This window comes from Siminovitchia thermophila, assembly GCF_016909185.1.
GTDB lineage: Bacteria > Bacillota > Bacilli > Bacillales > Bacillaceae_C > Siminovitchia > Siminovitchia thermophila.
On the sequence record NZ_JAFBFH010000003.1, the window covers coordinates 199561 to 219682 of the forward strand.

Annotated in this window: 24 protein-coding genes and 1 riboswitch; of the genes, 6 read left to right on the top strand and 18 right to left on the bottom strand. The window is 41.6% G+C overall.

Going from position 1 to position 20122, the window contains the following annotated elements; genetic code table 11:
* Positions 1–93: 93 nt before the first annotated feature.
* Genes gcvPB through gcvT form a run of 3 tightly spaced genes read right to left on the bottom strand, consistent with a single transcriptional unit; the run spans position 94 to position 4019 of the window.
* Positions 94–1554, bottom strand: a complete 1461-nt coding sequence (gcvPB, locus tag JOC94_RS03615; RefSeq protein ID WP_205178665.1) for an aminomethyl-transferring glycine dehydrogenase subunit GcvPB — start codon at positions 1552–1554, stop codon at positions 94–96.
* Positions 1547–2893, bottom strand: a complete 1347-nt coding sequence (gene gcvPA, locus JOC94_RS03620) for an aminomethyl-transferring glycine dehydrogenase subunit GcvPA (protein WP_077111398.1) — start codon at positions 2891–2893, stop codon at positions 1547–1549. Before gcvPA ends, gcvPB begins: the two co-directional genes overlap by 8 nt.
* Positions 2894–2912: 19 nt before the next feature.
* A complete protein-coding gene (gcvT, locus tag JOC94_RS03625; RefSeq protein ID WP_077111372.1) occupies positions 2913–4019 on the bottom strand; it encodes a glycine cleavage system aminomethyltransferase GcvT in 1107 nt (368 codons plus the stop codon).
* A gap of 166 nt (positions 4020–4185) precedes the next feature.
* A riboswitch (glycine riboswitch) is annotated at positions 4186–4280 on the bottom strand.
* Between the two features lie 133 nt (positions 4281–4413).
* On the opposite strand from gcvT, the gene JOC94_RS03630 reads away from it, so the two are divergent.
* The gene (locus tag JOC94_RS03630; protein WP_205178667.1) at positions 4414–6114 is read left to right on the top strand and encodes a DEAD/DEAH box helicase; all 1701 of its coding nucleotides are present in this window, start codon (positions 4414–4416) and stop codon (positions 6112–6114) included.
* Positions 6083–6874 (top strand): YqhG family protein, encoded by a 792-nt coding sequence (locus JOC94_RS03635; RefSeq protein ID WP_205178669.1) that lies wholly within the window; start codon positions 6083–6085, stop codon positions 6872–6874. The genes JOC94_RS03630 and JOC94_RS03635 overlap by 32 nt, the downstream gene beginning before the upstream one ends.
* 4 nt (positions 6875–6878) lie before the next feature.
* Here JOC94_RS03635 and JOC94_RS03640 read toward each other — a convergent pair whose 3' ends face one another.
* The 8 genes from JOC94_RS03640 to comGA form a co-directional block, all read right to left on the bottom strand.
* Positions 6879–7064, bottom strand: a complete 186-nt coding sequence (locus JOC94_RS03640; protein ID WP_077111377.1) for a YqzE family protein — start codon at positions 7062–7064, stop codon at positions 6879–6881.
* Between the two features lie 170 nt (positions 7065–7234).
* Positions 7235–7420 (bottom strand): hypothetical protein, encoded by a 186-nt coding sequence (locus JOC94_RS03645; protein ID WP_205178671.1) that lies wholly within the window; start codon positions 7418–7420, stop codon positions 7235–7237.
* Positions 7420–7875: a competence type IV pilus minor pilin ComGF gene (comGF, locus tag JOC94_RS03650; RefSeq protein ID WP_077111379.1), complete on the bottom strand. Its 456-nt coding sequence runs from the start codon at positions 7873–7875 to the stop codon at positions 7420–7422. The genes JOC94_RS03645 and comGF overlap by 1 nt, the downstream gene beginning before the upstream one ends.
* Positions 7844–8152 carry a type II secretion system GspH family protein gene (locus tag JOC94_RS03655; protein WP_205178673.1) on the bottom strand — a complete coding sequence of 103 codons (309 nt, stop codon included), beginning with the start codon at positions 8150–8152 and terminating at the stop codon, positions 7844–7846. The genes comGF and JOC94_RS03655 overlap by 32 nt, the downstream gene beginning before the upstream one ends.
* Positions 8139–8582: a competence type IV pilus minor pilin ComGD gene (comGD, locus tag JOC94_RS03660; protein WP_268920949.1), complete on the bottom strand. Its 444-nt coding sequence runs from the start codon at positions 8580–8582 to the stop codon at positions 8139–8141. Before comGD ends, JOC94_RS03655 begins: the two co-directional genes overlap by 14 nt.
* A 1-nt stretch (position 8583) precedes the next feature.
* A complete protein-coding gene (gene comGC / locus JOC94_RS03665) occupies positions 8584–8904 on the bottom strand; it encodes a competence type IV pilus major pilin ComGC (RefSeq protein ID WP_077111384.1) in 321 nt (106 codons plus the stop codon).
* Positions 8905–8919: 15 nt separating this feature from the next.
* A complete protein-coding gene (comGB, locus tag JOC94_RS03670; RefSeq protein WP_205178677.1) occupies positions 8920–9990 on the bottom strand; it encodes a competence type IV pilus assembly protein ComGB in 1071 nt (356 codons plus the stop codon).
* Positions 9890–11002 (bottom strand): competence type IV pilus ATPase ComGA, encoded by a 1113-nt coding sequence (gene comGA / locus JOC94_RS03675; protein WP_205178679.1) that lies wholly within the window; start codon positions 11000–11002, stop codon positions 9890–9892. The genes comGB and comGA overlap by 101 nt, the downstream gene beginning before the upstream one ends.
* Positions 11003–11460: 458 nt before the next feature.
* Here comGA and JOC94_RS03680 point away from each other — a divergent pair, with 458 nt between their 5' ends.
* A complete protein-coding gene (locus JOC94_RS03680; protein WP_077111389.1) occupies positions 11461–11706 on the top strand; it encodes a DUF2626 domain-containing protein in 246 nt (81 codons plus the stop codon).
* Between the two features lie 46 nt (positions 11707–11752).
* On the opposite strand, the gene JOC94_RS03685 is transcribed toward JOC94_RS03680, so the two are convergent.
* The gene (locus tag JOC94_RS03685; protein ID WP_205178681.1) at positions 11753–12379 is read right to left on the bottom strand and encodes an MBL fold metallo-hydrolase; all 627 of its coding nucleotides are present in this window, start codon (positions 12377–12379) and stop codon (positions 11753–11755) included.
* Positions 12380–12608: 229 nt separating this feature from the next.
* On the opposite strand from JOC94_RS03685, the gene JOC94_RS03690 reads away from it, so the two are divergent.
* Positions 12609–12776: a DUF2759 domain-containing protein gene (locus tag JOC94_RS03690; RefSeq protein WP_077111393.1), complete on the top strand. Its 168-nt coding sequence runs from the start codon at positions 12609–12611 to the stop codon at positions 12774–12776.
* 1125 nt (positions 12777–13901) lie between these two features.
* On the opposite strand, the gene JOC94_RS03695 is transcribed toward JOC94_RS03690, so the two are convergent.
* The 6 genes from JOC94_RS03695 to rpmG form a co-directional block, all read right to left on the bottom strand.
* Positions 13902–15800, bottom strand: a complete 1899-nt coding sequence (locus tag JOC94_RS03695; RefSeq protein ID WP_205178683.1) for an LTA synthase family protein — start codon at positions 15798–15800, stop codon at positions 13902–13904.
* A gap of 306 nt (positions 15801–16106) precedes the next feature.
* Entirely contained in the window at positions 16107–16307 is a 201-nt protein-coding gene (locus JOC94_RS03700) for a YqgQ family protein (RefSeq protein ID WP_205178685.1), read from the bottom strand.
* A 9-nt stretch (positions 16308–16316) separates the two neighbouring features.
* Positions 16317–17828 (bottom strand): rhomboid family protein, encoded by a 1512-nt coding sequence (locus JOC94_RS03705; RefSeq protein ID WP_236016963.1) that lies wholly within the window; start codon positions 17826–17828, stop codon positions 16317–16319.
* A 150-nt stretch (positions 17829–17978) separates the two neighbouring features.
* On the bottom strand, positions 17979–18158 hold the full coding sequence (locus JOC94_RS03710; RefSeq protein ID WP_205178695.1) for a hypothetical protein: 180 nt from the start codon (positions 18156–18158) through the stop codon (positions 17979–17981).
* A gap of 51 nt (positions 18159–18209) precedes the next feature.
* A complete protein-coding gene (locus tag JOC94_RS03715) occupies positions 18210–18770 on the bottom strand; it encodes a 5-formyltetrahydrofolate cyclo-ligase (RefSeq protein ID WP_077109972.1) in 561 nt (186 codons plus the stop codon).
* Positions 18771–18839: 69 nt separating this feature from the next.
* On the bottom strand, positions 18840–18989 hold the full coding sequence (gene rpmG / locus JOC94_RS03720) for a 50S ribosomal protein L33 (protein WP_077109971.1): 150 nt from the start codon (positions 18987–18989) through the stop codon (positions 18840–18842).
* A 182-nt stretch (positions 18990–19171) separates the two neighbouring features.
* On the opposite strand from rpmG, the gene JOC94_RS03725 reads away from it, so the two are divergent.
* Together JOC94_RS03725 and JOC94_RS03730 are read left to right on the top strand one after the other, a co-directional pair.
* Positions 19172–19561, top strand: a complete 390-nt coding sequence (locus JOC94_RS03725) for a helix-turn-helix domain-containing protein (protein WP_077109970.1) — start codon at positions 19172–19174, stop codon at positions 19559–19561.
* Positions 19554–20009 (top strand): endolytic transglycosylase MltG, encoded by a 456-nt coding sequence (locus JOC94_RS03730; RefSeq protein WP_077109969.1) that lies wholly within the window; start codon positions 19554–19556, stop codon positions 20007–20009. The genes JOC94_RS03725 and JOC94_RS03730 overlap by 8 nt, the downstream gene beginning before the upstream one ends.
* Positions 20010–20122 lie beyond the last annotated feature (113 nt).

Genomic DNA, 20122 nt, shown 5'->3' on the forward strand with positions numbered 1-20122 from the left:
GATCGCTAAAAGCGGTGGACATAAAAAGCTCCCCTTAAGGGGAGCTTATCAAATGTACTTTTTTTATACAGTCTTTACTATGGCTGATATGTTTTATGCTTTTTCATACCGAAGAATCGGCTTTCTGGCAGCCTGGGTTTCATCCAGTCTTTTAACAATAGTATTATGAGGTGCTTCTTGGACAATCTCCGGATTTTCTTCCGCTTCCTTTGCAATTTGGATCATCGCATCAATAAAGCCGTCAAGCGTTTCTTTCGACTCTGTTTCAGTCGGTTCAAACATCATACACTCTTCGACGTTGAGCGGAAAATAGATTGTCGGCGGATGATAGCCAAAGTCAAGGAGACGTTTGGCAATATCAAGTGTCCGGACACCCAATTTCTTTTGGCGTTTTCCGCTTAACACAAATTCATGTTTACAGTGCCTGTCATACGGCAAATCGAAATACGGAGCGAGCTTTCTCATCAAATAATTGGCGTTGAGAACCGCGTATTCCGTCACTGCCTTGAGGCCGTCAGGCCCCATTGAACGAATGTATGTGTATGCCCTGACGTTGATTCCAAAGTTTCCATAAAATGGTTTTACCCTGCCGATGGAATTGGGACGGTCGTAATCAATGACAAATTGATCATCGCGTTTCGTAATCACAGGCTTTGGCAAATACGTAATTAAATCCTTTTTGACACCGACAGGTCCGGATCCGGGACCGCCACCTCCGTGCGGGCCTGTAAACGTTTTGTGAAGATTCAAGTGGACGACGTCAAATCCCATATCGCCTGGTCGGGCTTTGGACATCACAGCGTTTAAGTTTGCGCCATCATAGTACAGCTTGCCTCCTGCTCCATGGATAATTTCCGCCATCTCCACAATTTGTTCTTCAAATAGCCCAAGTGTATTAGGATTTGTAAGCATCAGTGCGGCTGTATCTGGACCAACAAGCTCTTTTAAGTGATCTAAATCAACCAGTCCGTCTTCACCGGAACGTACAGTAACAGTTTCCAAGCCCGCTACTGTCGCTGAAGCAGGGTTGGTTCCATGTGCCGAATCCGGGACGATGACTTTCGTCCGGTTTGTGTCACCATTTGCTTCATGGTAAGCACGGATCATCATTAAACCGGTCCATTCCCCATGTGCGCCTGCGGCAGGCTGGAGGGTCACTTCATCCATTCCAGTAATTTCTTTTAAATGCTCCTGTAAATCATACATTAGTTCGAGCGCGCCTTGAACGGACGATTCCGGCTGCAAAGGATGAATATGGGCAAAGCCCGGGAAGCGGGCAACCTGTTCATTGATTTTAGGATTATATTTCATTGTACAAGAGCCGAGTGGATAAAAACCTGAGTCTACTCCGTGATTGTGCTTCGAAAGCTCTGTAAAATGCCGCATAATATCCAATTCCGATACTTCAGGAAGTTTCGGTTCTTCTTCCCGCAAATAATCCGAAGGGATAAATTGATGGACATCAACCTCTGGAACATCCAATTCCGGAAGGCTGTATCCGATACGGCCCGGCGTTGACATTTCAAAAATAAGAGGCAAGTTCTCTTTACTCATGACAATCCCCCAATTCTTTTACGAAGTGATCGATCTCTTCCTTTGTTCTTAACTCCGTTACGGCAACCAACATATGATTTTTCAGCTCCGGATACTCACGGCTTACATCATATCCGCCAATGAATCCTTTTTCCAACAGCTTTTCATTTATTTCCCCGACAGGCTTACGGAGCTTTACAATAAACTCGTTGAAATGAGGCCCGTCAAACGCGATAGAAAATCCGCTTTCTTTCAACGCGTTTTTCGCATAATGTGCTTTTTGGATATTTTGAACAGCCATTTCTTTAACACCGTGTTTTCCCAAAGCCGTCATGGCTACAGATGCAGCCAGGGCGTTCAAAGCTTGGTTGGAACAGATGTTGGATGTTGCTTTATCGCGCCGGATATGCTGCTCGCGCGCCTGCAGCGTTAAAACGAAACCTCTCTTGCCGTCTTCGTCTGTTGTCTGTCCAACAAGTCTTCCCGGAACTTTTCGCATAAGTTTTTTCGTGACGGCGAAATAGCCGCAATGCGGACCGCCAAAGGAAGCGGGAATGCCGAAAGGCTGGGCATCTCCGACCACAATATCTGCACCAATGGCGCCTGGAGGTGTTAAAACACCCAAAGAAAGCGGGTTGCTGGAAACGATCAACAGTCCTTTTACGTCATGGATGAGCGGTTCAATTTTCTTAAGCGGCTCAATTTGGCCAAAGAAGTTCGGGTATTGTACAATTACCGCAGCAACCTCCTCGTTGATTTCAGCCTTTAAAGCCTCCAAATCAGTCAAACCATCTTTATCGGGAATTTCTATCACTTCAACTGCCTGGCCTTTGGCATATGTCTTTAATACATCGCGTGATTCGGGATGGACCGTCCTTGATACGAGAACTTTTTTTCTTCTTGTATGTCCGGCAGCGAGCATGGCCGCCTCTGCAAGCGCCGTTCCGCCATCATACATGGAAGAGTTTGCAACATCCATTCCTGTTAATTCACATATCATTGTTTGAAATTGAAAAATGGCCTGGAGCTCACCTTGAGAAATTTCCGGCTGATAAGGCGTGTAAGCGGTGTAAAACTCTGATCGAGATATCACATGGTCAACGATTGTCGGGATATAATGGTCGTACACTCCCGCTCCCAAAAACGAAACATGTTGTTGTAAATCGGCATTTTTGGCAGCAAGCCGAGACAACTCCTTTAATAAGGCGGATTCGGATTTGGCTTTTTTAATATTGTACTCCCTTTTGAATCGCACTTTATCCGGTATATCCGAAAATAAGTCATCTATTGAATCTACTCCGATCGTTTGCAGCATTTCTTTCTTGTCTTCTTCCGTCATAGGCAAATAACGATGTTTGATCATATTTTTCTCCCCCATCCTATTTTTTTGGACGTGTATAAAATGGCGTTTTAATGATTTTTGCTTGTAAACGTTTTTTGCGCACAGCCACTTCCAACTCATTCCCTACTTCACTGTACTCAGACTGAATGAGAGCAAGGCCGATGTTTTTTTTCAGCGTAGGAGATTGTGTTCCCGACGTGACAAACCCAATTTCTTCATCATTCTTATATACGGGATAGCCATGCCTCGGGATGCCCCGCTCCAGCATTTCGATACCTACAAGTCTTCTAGAAACGCCGTTTTCCTTTTGCTTTGTCAGGGCTTCTTTTCCGATAAAGTCCTCTTCTTTATTGAGTTTTACGGCAAATCCGATGCCTGCCTCTAAAGGAGAAATGTCCGGGGACAATTCCTGTCCATAAAGCGGCAAAGTCGCCTCGAAGCGCAACGTATCTCGTGCACCAAGCCCACAAGGCTGAATCCCCTCTTCCTTGCCTGCTTTTAGCAGATCTTCCCATATTTGAGTGGCGTCTTTCGGGCTACAGTAAATTTCAAACCCGTCTTCACCTGTATACCCAGTTCGGGAAACAAGAGCTTTCGCTCCGTTTACATCAACATTCTGTTGAAATTTGAAAAATTTGACATCTCTTAAATCCACATTTTTTACAATTTTTTGCAAAATCAATTGCGCTTTCGGTCCTTGAATCGCAATCAAGGCATATTGGTCTGAGACATTCTTCACTTCGACATCTTTATCCGCGTATTGTGTTAACCAGGCAACATCTTTATCCGTATTGGCGGCATTCACGATCAACAAGTATTCTTCTTCATCAAGCCGATAGATGAGCAAATCGTCTACGACTCCGCCATTCTCATAGCACATTGCCGTATATTGAGCGCCGCCCTTCTTCAGTTTGGATACATCGTTGGTCATCAATTTTTGAAGAAACGCTTCACTCTCTTTCCCTGTCACCAACACTTCTCCCATGTGGGAAACATCAAAAATGCCTGCTCTTTCCCTGACGGCTTCATGTTCCTCTTTTATGCTGGAAAACTGGACAGGAAGATCCCAGCCGCCAAAATCAATTGTCTTTGCCCCGTACTTTTCATACAAAGGATACAAAGGGGTTCGTTTTAATTCTGACATTGTCCTTCCTCCTTTTTATCTTTTATGTAACATCAGGCAATAAAAAAAGACAGAAAAACCCCTATGAAAAGGTTTCTCTGTCTTGGGACCTGAAAGTTTGACCGCTTTAAGATCGGCTTTCTTCTTTGGTGGTTTTCTCGTAGGAAGAAAACGCTCTCCAGAGTTGCGTCAAACAAGAGTCTTTTTGCCTGAGAGATTCGCACGGGTTCGCGCTTGCTCCTTCGGCGCCGAAAATTCATCGGTCTCTCCTCTTGTCATCATTCGCCTATATTCTTTTTGAGACTGGTTATACTATTATCATGCGAAGCTTGCTAGTTACACACATCGTACCATTCTTTTGCCAATTGTTCAAACATTTTCCTCAATCATACATAGAAAAGGAGAGGCGTTCACGATGAAGGTACCTATCCAATCTGATACCCAATGGCTTCCGGGCTTCCTGGAGCGAATCGAACAGGATGGCCCTTGGGCCAATCAACAATTGTTCAAGCTGGCATTAACCGCGGAAAAACAGCTACTCGTTCCTGAGTTTGAGGGTCTAGTCGCACCGAACCATTTGCCTCAACTAACATTATTGCCCCATCAACTGGAAACGGCCACTGTCGTTGTGGAAAATATGAACGGCAAAGCCATTTTAGCTGATGAGGTGGGGCTGGGAAAAACAATTGAAGCGGGATTGATCTTAAAAGAATATATGATTCGCGGCCTTGTCAAACGGGCATTGATCCTTGTCCCTGCATCTCTCGTTTCTCAGTGGACATACGAGCTGAATTCCAAATTCCACATCCATGCCGTTGCGGCAACAAAAAGTTATGTATGGGGTCAGTATGACTGTATCGTTTCATCCATTGATACAGCAAAACGGAGCCCTCACTGCGACATCATTTCCGAACAAGATTTTGATTGTATCATTGTTGATGAGGCCCACAAGCTGAAAAATCATAAAACGAAAAATTACCAGTTCGTGCAATCTCTCCCCAAAAAGTATTGTCTGTTGCTGACGGCAACACCGATTCAAAATAAAATTGAGGAAATTTTCTACCTCGTCTCCTTGTTAAAGCCAGGCCATCTAGGGAGCCAAAGCAGCTTTTTGGAGAAATATAAAAATAAAAAATTATCAAAGCAAGAAAATGAACATTTAAAAAGCCTGATTAATAAAGTAATGATTCGGAACAGAAGAGCTGACACCAAAATTGAATGGACAAAGCGCCATGTTGAAACCATTCCGATTGAATTCAGCAAAGAGGAACGCGAGCTTTATGATGGGATTGATATATTAAGGGAGTCCTGTGAATCTTATACAGCAAATGCTTTTTCAATTATTACTTTACAGCGGGAAGCGTGCAGCAGCCGGGAAGCCGTTTATTTTACATTAAAAAACATGCTGCAAAAATATGAAAACCTCTCAGATGAATATGTGAACAAGCTTACATTTTTGCAAACAAAGATAGATGCCGTATCACAAAACTCAAAAGCACTGAAAGCGCTCGAATTGATTAAAAAAATCAATGATAAAGTGATTATTTTTACAGAGTACCGTGCTACGCAACTATACTTGCAATGGTTTTTGCAGCAGCACGGGATTAAATCTGTTCCGTTTCGCGGAGGTTTTAAGCGCGGGAAAAAAGATTGGATGAAAGAATTGTTCAAAAATCACGTGCAAGTACTGATCGCAACCGAAGCCGGTGGCGAAGGGATAAATTTGCAGTTTTGCAACCACGTCATCAACTTTGACTTGCCATGGAATCCGATGCGCCTTGAGCAAAGAATTGGCCGGGTGCACCGACTGGGCCAGAAGGAAGATGTGTATATTTTTAACTTCGCAGTGAAAAATACAATTGAAGAACATATTGTCAATTTGCTGACGCAAAAAATTAAACTCTTTGAGCGTGTAGTCGGAGAATTGGATGATATTCTGGCAAAGCTGGAATTTGGCAGTATCGAGGAACATATGCATGATATTTTCAAGGAATCCAAGTCGGAAGGGGAACTGAAGGTGAAGATGGCAAACCTTTCCGCCTTCATCCAGTTTGCTGATTCCATAAGAGAGGAAAGTGAAACAAATGCTTCAACAAGAAATACATCAATATCTTGAGAACTTTTTTGAAGCGACGCAATGCACCATTTTGGAAAACGGCCCCGGATTTTTAACCGTCCAATTAACGATAGAAATGGATAAAGAACTGATGAATCGACCATTTTATTGGACATATTTAGAAAAGACGGGCGGAATACCCAATCCGGGAAAACTGACTTTTATTACAGATGAAGAAAAAGCTCCGGAAAATGTAAAGGGTGAATATATACATTTTGGCGCCCCCCGTCTTCACCAACTATTCCATTCAGCCAAAAAAATGGCAGCCTATATCCGGTTGTACGAACAGCCAAATCCACCTCCATTTCAATCCGTTCCGCTTTATCCCTGGCTGAATGTGAATTTGAAAATATCATATCGTTCCGACAGGAAACGGGATGTGTTAAAATCCTTCGGGCTCCATTTAATAAACGGCATGCTCGTCGATCATTTTCATGAAAAAATGCAAAGCCGCCAGCTCGTACCAAAAATCCCGGATTATTGTTTTACAATTTCCCCCATCATCAAACCCGGCAGCGGTTTAAAAAGAATCGATGCATTTGTAAAGAATGAAATTGCAGCCAGTGACCATTCATGGGCCGTATTGGCCAAAAAGAGACAGGAGGAAGACTTGAATCTGTTAGACCAATTTTATGCCGATCAAGTTGACAAGCCGGAAACGTACGAGATCGAGAAAAAAGCACTGATTGACCAATATGAACCGAAAATCAACATTGAAATCATAAATGGTGGTCTTTTTTACCTTGCCTCGCCAATCTAAATATTTAGTTGCGTCCTTCCCTCTTAAACAACATGACGAGTGAAACGGGAATCAGCCCAAACCAGTTTAACAAGAAGGGGCCTTTTCCTTCTTTCCTCTTCTTCCTTGACTCTTTTCGTTCCGATCTCGGCTTCTCCAAATGCTTAATGAACGTTTCTGTCATGTATTTGACATAGTCGTTAGTCGACATCAACAGACCACCTTTCTTTTTTAAAAGAGTATGCCCATTTACCCGATTTTTAGTGCCTCCTTACTAGAAAGCGAGGGGGTTACATATTGGATAATCCCTTCGGAGTCACCAAACTGCACCCCTTCATATGAATGCATTAAAAGCGTTTGAAAAAACTATTTGCTTTTCGTTCACTCATCCTCTTCCCAAAGCGTCTCATTCAACAAACGCTCCCCTTCCTGCTTATAATAATTGCTTATCTCTTTTAAATATCCATGTTGGGATATAAAGATAAAAGCCGTTTGGCTTGCTATCAAAAAGGCAATAAAAACGATCATGAGTGTTAAAGGAAAAACAGCGCCCCGCTCATTCCCCATTATTCATCCTCCCATCCAAACACCGGATAAAGTGAAGCTTCTTTCGTTGTTCCATCGGCAAATTCCACCATCATATATATCCCTGGCCTTTCCTTCCGGAAGGAAAATCCCGCTACATTTTGCAATACAATCTCGTGCCCCTTATCACGAACCTTCCTTCGGACGACCCTTCCGTAACGTTCATATGAAATGGGTATGTCGTTTTTTTCTATGAGAATCCGCTCATCGGATCCCACTGTCCAATCTTCGGCGCTATACAGTTCTCGACGAAATTGAATAAGGAAAATGTTCCATTCGTAATCTTTCTCCGTTGAAATGCTTCGTTCCACCGCCGCATATGAAAGATACATAAGCGGAATAAAAGACAGGATTAAACTGGAAATGACCATTGTCATAATCGCCTCCAGCAATGTAAAGCCGCATTCATTGTTCCATACAGACTGTTTTACTTTCATAGGTTACACACGCTTTCTTTTTCTCTTGAACATCATGAAAAGAAAATACATATTCTATATTCTCTCGAATGAGCCGCCTGTTCTCCCAATCATTCAACCAAATCGACTCCTCTACCTGCTCATACAGCAATCGGTAGGCTGTTAATTCTTTTTTTCCCTCACTTAGTACATCGATCATGCGAAACAATAAGGGGAAAAGCAAAGAAGCGACAAGCAGTAAGAAACTGAATGATACCAGTCCGTCCAGAAGAGTAAAACCGTCTTCACTTTTTAACATTAAACCTTCCCCTCCCTAAATAAATTGTTAGTTTAACGGCGGTATCATTCACCTGAAATTGAACGGTTCCAAAATAGGAAATCGTTCCTTCCGGTGTAATATGGAAACGAGATAAATTGCCGCCTGTCATCTTGATGGAGTCTGGAAACTTTCTTTTGATAATGGTTTTTCTGCCAGATGCTGCCTCATATACGTTTTGCTCCTTTGAAAATCGAAACACAATGGTTTCTTTCCTGTTAATGGCATATGAATGGGCATAATATAAATCGGACTCAAGCTGAGTGATGAACATTTGTTTTTGCACCCATTCCATAACAGGTTTAACCCCTGCTATTCCAACTGCGAGCATTATCGACACAACAGCTAATACGATGAGCATTTCAAGCAAAGTGAAGCCTTTTACAGACCGAATATGTTGAAGGATTCTCATGTCAATTTGACGATACTTTGACCTCCCCGTTAGAATCAATCACCAAAGTTTTACCGTTTGGACAAGTGTTGTCTTTTTCCTTTACATAACCTTCTCTTTGCAACTCAGTAAAAGAAGGAATTTGTTGGTGTGTCAACCGATAGGCCTCAACCTGTCCCTGCACCATGTGCCTGAGCGCATCGCATCCTTTGTTATTAATGTTTGAGCTGTGTTTTGTCACATTCGGAAGCGCGACAAGAATCAACACTGTAATGACCAAAAGAACTACCATCATTTCCACTAATGTAAATCCCTTCTGATTTTTCCGAAAAAACTTCAACATTGTGTATCCTCCTCATTAAATGGAATCAATAATCTGAAACATTGGCAAAAAGATCGACATATAAATGGCAATCACCATGATCCCGATTAATACAAACATAACAGGCTGGAAAATAGTAAAAATCTTCCTTGTTTTTTCTTCCAGCCTCTGCAGACAAAATTCACTGTAAAAAAGCAGCTCACTGTCCAGCTTTCCGTTTTGTTCGCCGTGGGCAACAATCTCAATCAATTCCTCTTCCAAAAACCCTAAGTGAATAAGAGCCTCCGAAAAGGAATATCCAATTTTCAACATGCTCTTAATCTCACCGGCGGATTCTTTTAATAAAGGCTGAAAAGGCTGTGTCAACATAATTTGAGTGATTTCGTTGACCGAAAAGCCGCTTTTTAATAAAAAGCTCCATTCTCTGGCAAGGAAGATCGTTCGGTACAGCTTATAGTAGGAGTGAATAAACGGGGTTTTTGAAAAAAACTGGGCTCTGTCAAGTGCGGACTTTCTGTGGAGTATGCGTAATAAAACGATAAACAAACAACCTATTGTCATTAAGGAAAACGTAAAATAATAGGGAAACGTTTGAATGAAATGGAGAAACCATTTTAGTGCCATATTGGGCTCATAGCCCATCGAATCATAAAACATTTGGAAACGAGGCAGCAAGAGATGATGGAGGAGGAAACCCACGATCACTAGAATGAGCAGTAATATGAATGGATATTGCAGCAGTTGCAACATTTTTTTTCGTTGTTCATCTTTTCTGAGCAAATACATTCCGGATTCTTTCATGGCTGTTGTGATAAAACCATGCTTTTCAGCAAAATAAAGTTGAGAGCATGCCTGACGATCAAACCCTTGTTGATGAAATACACTGTGAATAGCCTCTCCGCTTTGCAGACCGTCTATCATCGCTTGGAATTTTGGCAGATGCCTTTCATGCATCCGTCCAAGAAAATCAAGCGACTCAGCCAGCGAAAAACCTTTATCTGTCATTTCAGAGATACGATTTAAAAAGATTCCCTGTTCTTTCAGACGCAGCTTCTTGCTTCTCTTCAACGACCCAACGATCATATTCCTCACAAGAAATGTAGCCAAGCGCAATCCCCTTTCTAATCATACTTTCTAAGTTTCTTGACCGTCTTACCCTCCCCCCTTTTTTGGCCGTTTTGATCATTGTCTGCAGCATTTCGCCATTGACTACATCGAATACGGCCGTCCTTTTCGGGAATCCGTCCCGCCTGCAAAATTCAGAGCACCTCCCCTTACAATACGGGCATAAAAGAGAGACAAGCCTTTGGGCCGCCACCCCAATAACCGTCTGTTCAATTTCCAAAGGATTTACACCAAATTCCAATAGACGATCAACAGCGCCCTCTGCATTTCTTGTATGCATGCTCGTGAGGACAAGATGGCCTGTCATGGCAGCACGAATGGCGATCTTGGCTGTTTCCGCATCGCGAATCTCACCGATAAAGATCATATCGGGATCATGGCGCAAAATAGCCTTCAGCCCGGTGTGATAAGTAATTCCCGCTTTTTCATTTACCTGAACCTGAAGAAAAAGATCGCTTTGACTTTCTACGGGATCTTCCAAAGTAATCATATTTCTCTGTACTCTCTTGCAGCTATATTCCGCCAACTTATAAATGGCCGTGGTCTTTCCACTGCCTGTCGGTCCACTAAAGATGATCATGCCGTGTGACAAAGACATCATTGAATACAGTTGTTGAATGCTCTTTGGAAACAATGACATTTTTTCGAGTGAAAATGACTGTTTTTGGGGGATGATACGAATAACCAAGCTTTCCTTTGAAAGGGCGGTTGGAAGGGTAGAAATGCGAAGCGAAATCTGTTTCCCATGGCAGTGAGTCTGCCATGCGCCGCTTTGCGGTTTTCGTTTTTCGCTTATATCCATGGAAGCCATGAACTTTAAATGGGAAATGAGCCGTTCTCCGGCTATGGGGGGAATCGGTTTACGCGGTATCAGATGACCGTGGAGGCGAAATTTGATCAAGTAATCCTTCCTCCGGGGAACAATGTGTACATCCGTCACGCCCAGCCTGGCTGCCAGTGAAATAAGCTCGTCGGCTGTACGCTCAATGGACATAAATCATAAAACACCACCTTTATTTTGCTTAATACATGTATTCGACATAAAATCCGTTTCTCCTTCTTTAATTTGAAAAATCTTTTTCAAAAACCGAAAAGCGGGCATACTAACTAAATAATACGTTTATCCCGCTTTATTGAACTGGCAGTATGAGCCCCGCTTTAAAAGTTCGAGGTAAGACGATCACCTGCCACTATAGCTCGATTGGGGATTGGCTTAGGTCGACAGGAAAAGGAAGCTGCGGAAACATCGGATGCGCCCGAAGCTTTCGAGGGCGTCTTTGCTTAAACTTGCCGACAGGATTTTTTTATAACTGGGCAAAAAGCCGCACTGATTGAAGTTTCACTTTATCACGCATTCGACACAAACAAGGCTTCGAATATGTTTACTTTTTGATTCGTTTTCATTTATAATAAGAAATTGATGGACTACATGCTGCAAAGGAGGGATTCTTTATGGATCGCATGTACAGAGTATTAGGTTTTTGGACTGGTATTTTTACTATTATGTTTTATCTTGGCGGAATGGATAAAACCGCGCTACTCTTTCTTGGCCAGACAGGATTCTTTGTATTGCTTGGCTATTTGAATCTGACGGAACGGATGTATATGTATGTGTTCGGCGCATACCTGACTGTATTTTTCGCTGGTTTTACATACTATACCCTATTTTTAATGCCGCCTGGCGGAGGGTTAAATTAATCCGTAAAGAAAGCTTCCTAAGATGGCGGAAGCTTTCTTTTGATTTCTAAACAAGATACGGATTGCTTGTTTTCTCTGTCTCAATTGTCGTGGAAAGGCCGTGTCCGGGAAAAACTACCGTATCATCAGGCAGTGTAAACAGCTTTTGGTGGATGCTTTCAATTAATGTGGCATGGTCTCCACCGGGTAAGTCTGTTCTTCCAATGCCGCCGGAAAAAAGGGCATCGCCGGAAAAAACAGAGCCCATTTCCTTTATGTAATAAGAAAGGCTTCCTGGGGAATGACCGGGAGTTTCCAAAAGCTCCAAGGTAAATGGACCGATCTCCACCTTTTCCTCTTTGGTAAATAGGTGGTCTGCCGGTCTCCCGGAAATCGGTTCCATTGGATAACGGGCAGATCCGTTTAATGACGGGTCCATTAACCAGTCCTTCTCCAATTCGTGGATGTAAACTGGGATTCCCCAATGATTCCGTACTTCTTCCACAGCGCCAATATGATCAAAATGCGCATGTGTCAAAAGAACAGCAATGGGTTTGAATCCTTCTTGCTTCATGTATTCAATGAGCCGTTCCCCATCAAAACCCGGATCGAAAATGACACACTCTTTTTTTTCATTAAAAAGCAAATAACAATTTGCTTGAAGAGGGCCGAGGGGTATTTGCTTCAAATTCATTTGCAAGCTCCTTTCTGTTTTCTCTTTTTCAAGTTTACCATGAACGATCATGAAAAATAAAAGGTTAACGTTTAAGACTGGAAGGAACGGGCAAAATAAGTAAGATTCAAGGAAGTGTCACTTTTGAAGCTCGACAAACAGGATAAAAAGCTTTAAAATATGAGGAGCGGCATCTTACTAATACATAGTATATTTCCTTATTATCACTTAGAAGGGAGCTCTTAAATAAATGGGTACAGCAATTATTTTCTCCTTAGTTTCGATACTTGCAGTGTTTGCATTGGTCAGCTCTTTAAAAAACAGAAACGTATTAGGTATCATTTTCTCTCTGGGAACTGTCGGGGTATTCGGATTCTTTTCGGTCATGACATTTATTTTTTCAGGATATCCGGAATAAAAATGTGACCTTGTAAGAAAAGCGCAAGCGCCTGTTCAGTGATATACGATCTGAAAAGAAACACATACGCAGATTACCATGTATTTGCTTCTGCAGGCATTGTGCGAGCTGAACAAGCTTCACCGAATAAGCTGCGGCGCAGGAGCACGTGATGTTACCGTCGTAGTGCCCTCAATTCACTTTCTCGAGGAAAAGAGAACGAAGTTTCCCAGTCGCTGAGCGCTGACGCAATTTTACTCTTACCTTGAGTAAAGAGGCTGGAACATAAGCAAATACAAAATAGCAAAAACCGAACAATTCATTTAAAATTGTTCGGTTTATTTGTGTTAAAAAAATCCCTATCTTCGCTACGTCAACATATTTCGCTTTACGCAGGTCTCTTCAGCTTCGTCGGAAAGCAAAGATCGCTTTCCTGCGGGCTTGAGCTACTCCCGCAGGAGTCTACCTATTTTGCTACGCTAAAAGCTTGCGTATGATACACTGGGACAATTTATCCGACATGTAAGGTGCCCGATTGGTTCAACTAACATTCAGTAGGAGAGCAAGAAAACTCCTCCTGAATGAAGTTTCACTTTATTGTTCGTTTTTTCATCAGCTGATTTAGTTGTGCCACAGCCTTTTTTATTTTGCGCAAAATTGAAAGCGAATGCCCCACACTCGGTTCTTTGCAATGCTAAAGCGCTCTTCATAGCCAATATCGTGCTTATCACTTTTGAGATGGCATCATAAGCAATAATGTGTTACCTGCTTGTATGTTTGCCTCTGAGAGCTCATATGGCTGCTTGCATGCAATCCCGCCTTTTCATCGCAACTGAAGGTTACGAGGCGTCTCTTCTATTGAGATCAGGCTTGTTTCAATGACAGCCTGGGCAAAATGACTTCAATGAAAGAACAAGCTCTCTTTGACAAATATGTCTGCCCGTATTGTTATTGAATGATTAATGGCTTTTTTATGCTGCAAACTCGCCCAAAAGTATTCAGGACTAAACCGAAGGTTCGCCGGTCCGATTTCACACCATTTCCACTTCGCTCTAATAGCTGTTACCTCTGCTTTCGCTAGTTTACTATAGACCGTGAAACTCACAACAGATCAAAAAGAAACCGCAGCTTTCACTGCGGTTTCTGTTATTGTTGCTGCTCCATTAAGTTGCCTCGATAATCTCTTGATTCATAAAATCTGAGCAAATCCCCGTAAATGATCTTATCCGAATAATCAAGTTCCACACGAGCTTTCTCTTTATATGGTTCACATAACGAGCCTTCAACCGGCTGTTCTGTTTCCTTCGAATAGCATGTATTATCCGTATAAACATAATCTTTGGTGATAAAGCTCCCGTCACGAAATACTGCAAAATCACGGTGGTCATCGGAAAACAGATCTTCACCGAATTGAATGCTTGATTTCGTGTCCACACCGAGTAAATGCAGCAGTGTTGGCTTCAAGTCAATTTGACCGCCCACTTTGGAAATGGTTTTCCCTTTTCCTTGATCCGTAACACCTGGAATATGAACGATAAAAGGAACGCGCTGCAATTGCACACTGACAAAAGGAGTCACTTCTTTTCCAAGATATTGTGCCATTGCTTCGTTATGATTTTCAGAAATGCCGTAATGGTCACCATACATGACGATGATCGAATTGTCATACAACCCTTCATCTTTCAATTTTTGAATGAATGCTTTTACAGCTTCATCAGTATAGCGGACCGTTTGGAAATAACGGTTTAGCGTACCGCTTTTTGAATCATATTCATCAATAAATTTATCTTCCTCATCCAATCTGAATGGATGGTGGTTTGTTAAGGTAATCATTTTTGTATAAAACGGCTTCTGCATTTCCTTCATCATTTCAACTGACTGTTCGAAGAAAGGAATGTCTTTCATACCCCAGCCGACAGAAATATCAGGGGTAATTTCATAATCTGTTGCCGAGTAGTAATAATCATAACCAAGTGCCTGGTACATGATGTCGCGATTCCAGAAGCTTTTGTTATTCGCGTGCATCGTTGATGTATAGTAGCCTTTCTTGCTTAAATTCTCGGCCATTGAATCATATTCGTTTCCGGAATGCGTAAAAAATACAGCTCCGCGGTTCAACGGATATAATGAGTTTTCAAGTAAAAACTCCGAATCGGACGTTTTCCCTTGCCCTGTCTGATGATAAAAATTGTCAAAGTAATAGCTATCTTTAATGAAGCTGTTTAAAAACGGTGTAACTTCTTCTCCATATACATCGTTGTTTAAGACAAATGACTGAACAGATTCCAAAGAAACGACAATCAAATTTCGGTTTTCAGCAATGCCAAACATATCCTCATTCGGTTTAACGTAATTGGCCCGGACGTAGTTGTCAATATCGACAAGCTCACTGCCGTCAGCCATTGCCCTTTGAGCAGATGATTTGGATTGAAGAAAAACATCATACAAATGGTAATTGTATGTTCCTAAATTTTTAACAAGCATTTCCCTGTCAAATGTTCTCGTTAAAAGCTGGGGCCGCTCTGTTTCTGCCAGTCCGATATTTAAAAAGAGCAACGCAAAGGCGACAAGAAAATAAGCGCGTTGGTGCATTTTTTTAACGGGCACGAATTCTTCTACCTTGCGTTTATATTTCATGAACACGGCAAGGATGATGACATCCACAAAGTAAATGATGTCATACCAATGAATTTCGGTTAGTGCACTGTCCCCCAAGTCGGCAAAGTTGCTTGTCTGGAACAAAACAGGCAAAGTGATGAAATCTGTAAAAAACCTGTAAAATGCAATATTGGCATATAATATAAACCCCAGAATAAAGCTTGTGGCCATTACATAACGGTTTCTAATTTTCTCCGAATTAAAAAAGAATGCAATACCAAAAGCAAACAGCAAAAAGCTTAATGGATTGATGAATAATATAAGCTCCTGCATAATATTTTCGATCTTGATGTCAAAACTTGTTTTATATACGATGTATGTTTTTAGCCAGAGCATTACGGCCGCTACTACCGGAATGGAGAGCTTTTGAATTTTTAGCCTGCTCATCTTATGACCTCCTGTTTGCTTCCTCAAACCAAATTCGCGATTGTTTCCATTTTATAGAATATCAAAAAAGAAACTACCGTCTATCATAATATGATTCTTTTAAAAAATCAACTTGCAATATCCTAGCAAAGAGACTTGCTCATTAAGCCAACGTATGCTCTTCACCTTAATATTAGACGTTTGAAAGCATAAAAAGTTTCATTTTTTAACATAAAAAAAGAAATTTACGAGTTTTTATACCGTAAACAAAGATCTATTTTAGCATATAAGGAAGAGATTTGAAATACTTTTTTCCCAACCACCCATTTAATGGCCGCTCTTATATTTATTCATCTCGCTTTTTAATATGATCATTGCTTTTTGAAAATATTGCGGTGTTATAAGTCCGGCAGAGTATATTTCTTTGATCTCATCTTCCATCAACTGTAATTCGGCTTCTCTGTCACCCAAATAAACAAAAATGCCAAACCTCTTTAACAATTGTTGTACATCGAATGCAGATTTCATTCAAACCACCTATTGCTCTTCTAATTTGTCGATAAAGTCCTGAAACTTTTGTTCATCTCCTACTTTTTCCACTTTCGCAGCATGTTCTTTGGCAAGTTCGAGATTTCCTTCATCATAATAAAGCAAGGCCAAATTAAAATGTGCTTCAGAAAAGTGCGGCTCCAATTCGATCGCCTTTTGCAAATGCTTTTTCGCATCTTCCATTTTGTGGAACTGAATTTCCGTATAGGCGAGTTGGAAATAAGTCACCGCGTCCCCTTTCCCTTGTGAAATAGACTGTGACAACATGTCGTAAGCTGATTCAAATTCTCTGTTTTCGATTTGCTTCTTAGCCCGGGCATTGATCACATCCGCACGGTCGGCATGGTACCCGCCGTATAGGGCTAATGTTACTGCGATGGCAGCTATCACCAAAAACAGGAATTGCGTTGCCCATTTTCTTTTCTTCGGAAAATGAACGACCCCCGTTGCCAAAAAGCCGCCGACCAGCCCGCCGATGTGACCCGCATTATCGATGCCGGGCACCGTAAATCCAAACACAAGGTTGATTCCGATCAGAAAAAGGACGTTTGTGCCAATTGTTCTAAAAAACAACTGTGTATTCATCACGCCAATATATAAAAGAGCGCCAAAACAACCGAATATGGCCCCGCTTGCTCCCGCAGAAAGGTTATCCGTAAAAAGGAAACTGGCAACAGAGCCGGTAAACCCGGAGAAAAGATAAATCCATAAAAAGCGCAGGCGCCCAAAAATTCTTTCAACAGCCGTGCCCAAATAAAAGAGCGCCAAAGTGTTCATGATCAAATGCAAAATCCCGATGTGTAAAAAGATCGGCGTAAAAAAGCGCCACCATTCACCCGAAAGGATTAAGGGATTATATTTCGCCCCAAATCGAATGAGTGTTTGAACATTCGTGCTTCCACCCTTTATCTCAACAAGAAAAAACATGAAAATTTGGACAGCTATAAATAGATACGTAAAAAACGGTTTGCCAAACTCAAATAATGCTCTTTCTTCCCTCTCCTGTTCCCGCGCATGGTGGATGACTTGTTCTTTAAGGGATATATGATCCGATTCAAGAAAGCTCATTTCGGACAGCGGGAAAGCGAACTCAAAATGTTTTCCCAGCCGCACAAAGGTATCTTCAGCAGTTTCCCGCGCCAAAATGACTGTTTCTACTTTTGTTTTCCCACTCCCCGCCATAAAAGGCCTTTCAATGACCCAGTCATAATCATCAACCGGCGGGTGTTGTGTCACATATATATTTACCACGTTCAACTCTTTTTTGAATAGATGCTTCCGTAATCTTTCCGCCTGTTCCCATGTCTTTTCAATGTCACGCTTCAACCAATTGGACCAGTCAAGGTTCGTGGAAATCAGACGAATAAAATGGATGCGTTTATTGCGCTCCGCTTCGAGCCAAATCTCATTTTCATCTTCATTTAAGCGCACAAGTCTATAATGTAATTCCTGGATAAAAAGTTGAGCCAGGCGCCAAAACATCCACTGTTCACGTTCCATCAATTTTGTTGCCCCGCTTTCTGCGGCTCATACCGCTTCCTGTCACTCTAATATAGCTAAATGGATACGAGATTGTAAAGCAATGCACACATATACACCGGAGTTCAAGCCCATGAAAATAAAAAAAGACCCGCGGCCAGGTCGTGATGATTACTTTCGGGATACACTTTCGGTAAATCGATCCCTGACTCCCAGGATATTCATCGCCATCCCTACGCTCATCTTTCTGATGGACTCATTGCCAAGAAAAGCATTCAAAATCTTGTAGCGCCATTGGTATGCCAGCGAAGCGGCGGCAACAAGCAATAAAATGTTTGTCATTTTCTTCATCTCAATCCCTCCTGTTCCTATTGTGCTACGATCGGGAGGGTTTATTCATTGTTATGTACGAATGATTTCTTTTTCCGTTATCATTTTTCCTATAGGAATATCATATTCTTCATGTGGTAAGTGATCTATCAGCTGAAATGAGAAAGCGAGAGAAATGGTATAACCCCGGTAATCCTTTAAAAACCGGTCATAATAGCCACCGCCAAAACCCACTCGATATCCGGCCCTGTTATACAGTAATCCAGGAACAATCACCAAATCAATTTCTTCTTTAGATACGGCATCCGTTTCATGTTCTTTCGGCTCGAACAAGCCAAAAAAAGAATGTTCCAAGTTGGTAAATGAGTGGATTTGTCGAAAAGTCATCTGTTTTGTTTCGGCATGGCATTTTGGCACAACTACTCTTTTGGACTGATCCCACCCTTTCCGGATCAACTGCCATGTATCGACTTCGGGAAATCTGGAAACCGTCAATGCAACCGTTTTCGCTTCTTTCCATTCCTCGGTGTCAACCAATGATTTTCCTATCTCATAAGACATCTGTTCATAGCGGAAGCGGTCAAGCGTTTGCAGTTTTTCTCCCATCATTTTTCTAAGTGATTTCTTATCCATACAAACATCTCCTGAATATAGAAAAAGCCAGTATCATCGGCGTTCACCGTGCTCTGGCTCTTTCGCGTGTTATTTTGTTTCACGATGCAATGTAACCCTTTTTTCTCTTGGGCAGTATTTTTTCAACTCAAGGCGATCAGGATTATTGCGTTTGTTTTTTGTAGAAATATAATTACGCTCATTGCATTCTGTGCAAGCTAATGTAATATTAACGCGCATGACTGTCTTTCCCTCCAAACTTCTCACATTATACACCATTACAGGACTTTTATATAATATCACTTTTTATCAGGGAATTCCAGTCTCTAATCTAAAAAGAGAATCATGCAAAATTTGTAGAAATGTGGCTGAATTGTTTTGTATGGTATAAAATAGAAGAAGTACTAATTTAGAGGTGAATTATGGATATTGCCATTCTTATTTTATTATGCGCATCAACCCTATTTTTCATTTTGTCATTTTTTCAAAAAAACCACACGAAAGAATTGGAAAAAGAGGTTGAAGAGCTGACAATGACCTTGTTCAAGGAAAACCAAAATATGAAAAAGAGAATCAGTATATTGGAAGAAGAGTTGCTGATGGAGAAAGGCTTCACCGACATGTCTGCCTCCCAAACGCCAAGTACTACCACTCTTCCCAATGTCAATGAAATTTTGAAAAATCAGGTGCTTGCCCTACACGACCGGGGATTCACCCTAGAGCAAATAGCCAGGCAATCATCCCTTTCTGTCCAAACAGTGAAACAAATTGTTGAGGCTGGCAAAGTATCCGGAGGATTTCATCATGGCTAGAAACGTTTTCAGAAAACTGGCCGCCGTTCTATTTATTTGTGCCGTCATATTACTCGTCATAAAACAAATGACTTACGCAGAAAAGAAGGCAGAAAAAAAGTCGCAACCCAAAGCCGGCTATGTGGAAATCAAACAAGAGGATTATGACAAACTCATAAAAGAGTCGGAGGACTGGAAGAAAAAATATGAGGGCCAGCTTGAAAAAGCTTCCACGAATAAGCAAGAAAGTGTAAAGGTTCTGTATTTGAATATTGGCGATGGTATGACTTCAAAAGACGTCAGTGAACAGTTGGCAAAAGCCGGACTTATCAAAACAGCGGATGACCTGAATACATATCTTTCAAAGAACAATATGCAGCGTCTTCTCCAAATTGGAGAATATGAGCTCAACAGTCAAATGGACATAGAAACAATGGCAAAAATCATCACTGGGCAAAAAGAGGAATGATATTGGGTAAAGCAAAAAGGCTCTATACTAAATGTTGGGGTTTCCACATAATTTGCACATAAAAATATACACGCAAACATCCAATTCTTTTATACTTGAATTGCCTAGAAACA